4 protein-coding genes are annotated in these 4491 nt (G+C 39.4%); all 4 read left to right on the forward strand.

All coding sequences use genetic code 11. The annotated features are described in order from the left end of the window. Positions 1-574: 574 nt before the first annotated feature. Positions 575-1741, forward strand: a complete 1167-nt coding sequence (locus AC06OU_RS06185; protein ID WP_298472094.1) for a mandelate racemase/muconate lactonizing enzyme family protein — start codon at positions 575-577, stop codon at positions 1739-1741. Between the two features lie 34 nt (positions 1742-1775). Next, positions 1776-2468 carry a class I SAM-dependent methyltransferase gene (locus AC06OU_RS06190; protein WP_475854672.1) on the forward strand — a complete coding sequence of 231 codons (693 nt, stop codon included), beginning with the start codon at positions 1776-1778 and terminating at the stop codon, positions 2466-2468. Then, on the forward strand, positions 2458-3897 hold the full coding sequence (locus AC06OU_RS06195) for an SLC13 family permease (protein ID WP_475854674.1): 1440 nt from the start codon (positions 2458-2460) through the stop codon (positions 3895-3897). Before AC06OU_RS06190 ends, AC06OU_RS06195 begins: the two co-directional genes overlap by 11 nt. Positions 3898-3916: 19 nt before the next feature. After that, on the forward strand, positions 3917-4491 hold a 575-nt coding region (locus tag AC06OU_RS06200), incomplete at its 3' end, for a CaiB/BaiF CoA transferase family protein (RefSeq protein WP_475854675.1).

Below are 4491 nucleotides of genomic sequence, written 5' to 3' on the forward strand. Positions count from 1 at the left end.
GCATTTGAAAATGCAGAACAAAACGGTATAGCATCGATAATGGTAAATAGTCAATTTGTAGATTATCCAGTGTACAAGAAAGCTAAAAATATAGTAATAGATTCCGAATTAAATAATCGGAATATTAGAATAAATAATAAAAAATAAAAGCTTTGTTAAAGTTATTGGTTTATTTTGACTAACAATTCTTTTTTATAGTGACGGCTGGAAAGATTATATAAGAGACCTACAAATAACTATTAAAATCATAAATATATTATGAAACTGGGGTTGGTGACAGTTTTTCTGCTTTGTTTATGCGAGTAAATTTATTAGCGCTTTATCGATGCTAAAGCTGTTCCCGTTTATTGATTGGAGCGCCAGACGGCGACTCCTACGGGATGAGTGAGACAGATAAGACATCATAACCACGCGCGTAAGCGATGGGTGATGGCTTATCGCTCACCCCGAGGAAAGCGTCCGGATGGTGCGGAAATCAATTCTACTTTCTAATTTAAAGATTTCTTTTTCTATGCATCATAAATCTACCCTACTCTTTAACATAGCCAAAATAAAAAACAAAGGATGATTTGATATGAAAATAACAAATATAGAAGTTAAGACTGTGCCAATTAGTAGTCCAATTAGAAATGCTTATATTGATTTTAGTAAAATGACAGCCTCTGCATTAGCCATCACAACAGATGTGGTAAGAGATGGAAAGCCAGTCGTTGGTTATGGATTCAACTCGAATGGCCGATATGCGCCTACAAGTCTATTACTTGAACGATTTATTCCTAGGTTACTTGAGGCTGAGTCGAAAGATATTTTAACAGATGATGGGACTAATCTTGATCCACATAAAATACATGCCATCATTATGGCAAATGAAAAACCGGGGGGACACGGAGAAAGAACGGTTGCGGTTGGTGTAATAGACATGGCTGTATGGGATGCAGTGTCCAAAATAGAAGGAAAGCCTTTATATCAGCTTCTTGCAGAACGATATGGGAATGGTCAGGTAGACGAAAAGGTATACATTTATGCAGCTGGAGGCTACTATTTCCCAGACAAAGGCTTAACGGAACTCCAAGATGAAATGAAGGGTTATCTTGAGCTCGGCTATAAGGACGTGAAAATGAAGGTTGGCGGTGCTTCTTTAAGTGAAGATATAAAGCGTATCGAAGCAGTTTTAGAGATTTTACCTTCAGGAAGTGGACTGATGGTCGATGCAAACGGTCGTTTTGACTTAGACTATGCAATTGAATTTGGAGAGAAGATTAAAGACTATGAATTAATCTGGTATGAAGAAGCGGGAGACCCTCTGGACTTTCATCTGCAGGCTGAACTTTCCAAGAGATATCCACATGCCATCGCAACTGGGGAAAATATTTTTTCCTTACAGGATGCAACCAACTTAATCCGATATGCAGGCATGAACCCGGAGAAAGACTTTCTTCAATTTGACTGTGCGCTTAGCTATGGATTAGTAGAATATCTACGCATTTTAGAAATGTTAAATGAACACGGCTGGTCCTCTAGACGTTGTATACCTCATGGAGGTCATCAGATGTCACTGAACATAGCTGCGGGATTAGCACTTCATGGGAATGAATCATACCCAGGCGTATTTCAGCCATTTGGTGGATTTGCCGATAACTATGCCGTTGAAGACGGATATGTAAGGCTTCCGGACATTCCAGGCATTGGTTTTGAAGCAAAATCAGATTTGTATAGCTTGCTATCATCCATCGGGAAATAAGTAAGGTTATATCATAGAGAAGGAAGGCGAGAAGTTGTCTAATAAACTGGAGTTTGATCATAAAACGGCCGCGGAGTATGACAAAGGGATAAGAAGAAATCTCCCTACATACGATCCAATGCTTCGGCTTTCGCAAACTTTTCTACGGGCAAACTTAAAAGAGGAAGCCTCTCTCCTAGTCGTTGGAGGTGGAGGAGGTAACGAGCTAAATGCTTTTGGACCTAGCAATGCAGAATGGAAGTTTACCGTTGTAGATCCATCAAAGGCGATGCTTGAGGTGGCGAGGATGAAGGTAGAGCAACTGGACATGGATAATCGGGTCGATTTCTTCAATGGAACAATTGAGTTAGTTCCACCTGATTATACATTTGATGCAGCAACATGTATCTTAGTTCTTCATTTCATACCGGAAGTAAAGGATAAGCTGGCACTCTTAAAACAAATTAGAGCTCACTTGAAACCGGGAAGCCCTTTTATACTCGTTAGTAAATACGGAGATCCGAATTCGTTAGAGTTTAAAGAACTGGTTAACCTTTGGAAAAACTATTGGCTGGATACGACGAACTTGTCAGAAGAGAAGGTAGAGGAGTTAATGAACGCAACATTAACCGAATCATCTATCTCAGAAGAAGAAATTCGAAGTTTACTTTCTGAAGCTGGGTTTCACCGGATTGCAAACTTTTTCAAGACGAATCACTTTGGCGGTTGGATCTGTCATGCTTTATAAATTACGAAGAAGTCTTGTGTTAAAAGAGAACTATAAAAACTATGCAGCTCTTGCACTAGCCCTAGTAAGTTTTTTTATCATATTTCTATCTTTACCAGACACATTCTCGTACTCGGCTAAAATCATGACCGGCATTATTACGTCAGGAATTATCTTATGGGCTTTAGAGCCTATTCCTATGGGTCTTACAGGTCTAATTATCTTATTGCTTATGCTTGTTCTCAAAGTAGCAGATACCTCCGTTATATTTAGTGGCTTTGCTTCGCCAGCTACTTATTTAATTGTTGCTGGAATGATGCTAGCAACGGCAGTCAATGAAACCTCTCTTATTAGAAGATTGACCTACAAGATTTTAATAAGGTGGGGAAGTCATGCGAAGGGCTTATTAGGAAGTATCATTATCATTCAGCAAATCCAAGCATTTTTTATTCCAACTACCGCGGTTCGAACTGCCTTAATAATGCCGGTTTCGAAAATGATTATCGAGATTGTTAATGCAAAGCCGGGAAGTAATTTAAGGAAAATGATTATGCTAGGAGTCGCCTATGGGGGAGTTATTAGCGGAACTGCAGTCATGACTGCTGCAATCGGTAATATATTAACGGTGGAGATTCTTAATCGTTTTGCAGGAGTGAACATCACGTATTTCCAGTGGTTCCTTTATACGTTTCCGTTATGGCTCATATTAATTCCTTCCATATGGATTCTTCTATTAAAGGTATTTCCTTTACCAAAAGAACAGCAAAGCTTCCCTATGATTCAAGGCGAAATGAAAAAGAGACTAGAAGAGTTAGGACCGGTCAATAAAAAAGAAATCAACTGTCTCATCATCTTAATTTTAATCGTTAGTTTATGGTTAACGGAACCGCTCCATGGGATGCATCCGAGTATTCCCGCTTTATTGGGTGTCGTTCTCTTGACCCTGCCTCAAGTAGGGATTGCCTCTTGGGAAAAGGTGATTCAAATTAATTACAATACCGTTTTGTTGTTGAGTGTCACTTTATCGATGGGGTATGTGTTTGTCGACTCTGGTGCGGCGGATATAATTAGTAACTATTTGAGTGTAGATTGGTTTACGAATATTATTCAATATCCTTTATTGGCGGTATTGGTAGTTAGTGTGATGGCACAATTGTTCCATAAAATGATTTCTAATGTTTCCACAGCAGTTGTGATCTTGGTTCCTATTATAATTAGCGTTGCTCAAAATGCAGGGCTAGACCCGTTAACAATTGGCTTCGCAACTGGTTTATCATGTGTCTTCGGTTATATGTTAGTTGTAGAATCGATGTCTAACGTAATCGCTCATAGCAGCGGAATGATTTCACAAAAAGACTTTTTAAAGCCTGGATTGTACGCAACTATTATAACCATTATCGCTACAGTCTTGGTTGCAGCGACTTGGTGGAAGTGGATTGGTTTAGTTTAAAATGTGAGGAGGAATGTAGATGTTGCCTTTACAAGATATCACCGTAGTATCCTTAGAGCAGGCCGTGGCCGCACCCTTTGCTACAAGACAATTAGCAGACCTAGGGGCCCGAGTGATCAAAGTGGAGAGACCGGGAATGGGTGATTTTGCACGTAACTATGATAATACTGTCAATGGTATGTCGAGTCACTTTGTATGGATCAACCGATCTAAAGAATCTTTGGCTCTTGATTTGAAACAAGAAGAAGCGAAAAACGTTTTAGAAAAACTACTTTCTAAAGCAGATGTATTCATTCATAATTTAGCACCTGGCGCGGTAGATCGGCTCGGCTTTAGTGCCGCAGAGCTTAAAGAAAAGTTTCCACAGCTCATAATTTGCAGCATCTCCGGATATGGTAGTGACGGTCCTTATATGAACAAAAAAGCATATGATTTGTTAATCCAATGTGAAGCAGGACTTGTGTCCGTAACAGGTACAGAAGATTCTCCATCTAAATCAGGAATATCAATTGCCGATATTGCTGCAGGAATGTACGCATATACTGGCATTTTAACAGCTATAATTGCTCGCTACAAAACGGGAAAAGGAGCAGT

This window comes from Psychrobacillus sp. (genome assembly GCF_056205495.1).

Coding starts and splice junctions, on each gene's coding strand:
- AC06OU_RS06185 (WP_298472094.1), top strand. CDS start 575: ATGAAAATAACAAATATAGAAGTTAAGACTGTGCCAATTAGTAGTCCA.
- AC06OU_RS06195 (WP_475854674.1), top strand. CDS start 2,458: ATGCTTTATAAATTACGAAGAAGTCTTGTGTTAAAAGAGAACTATAAA.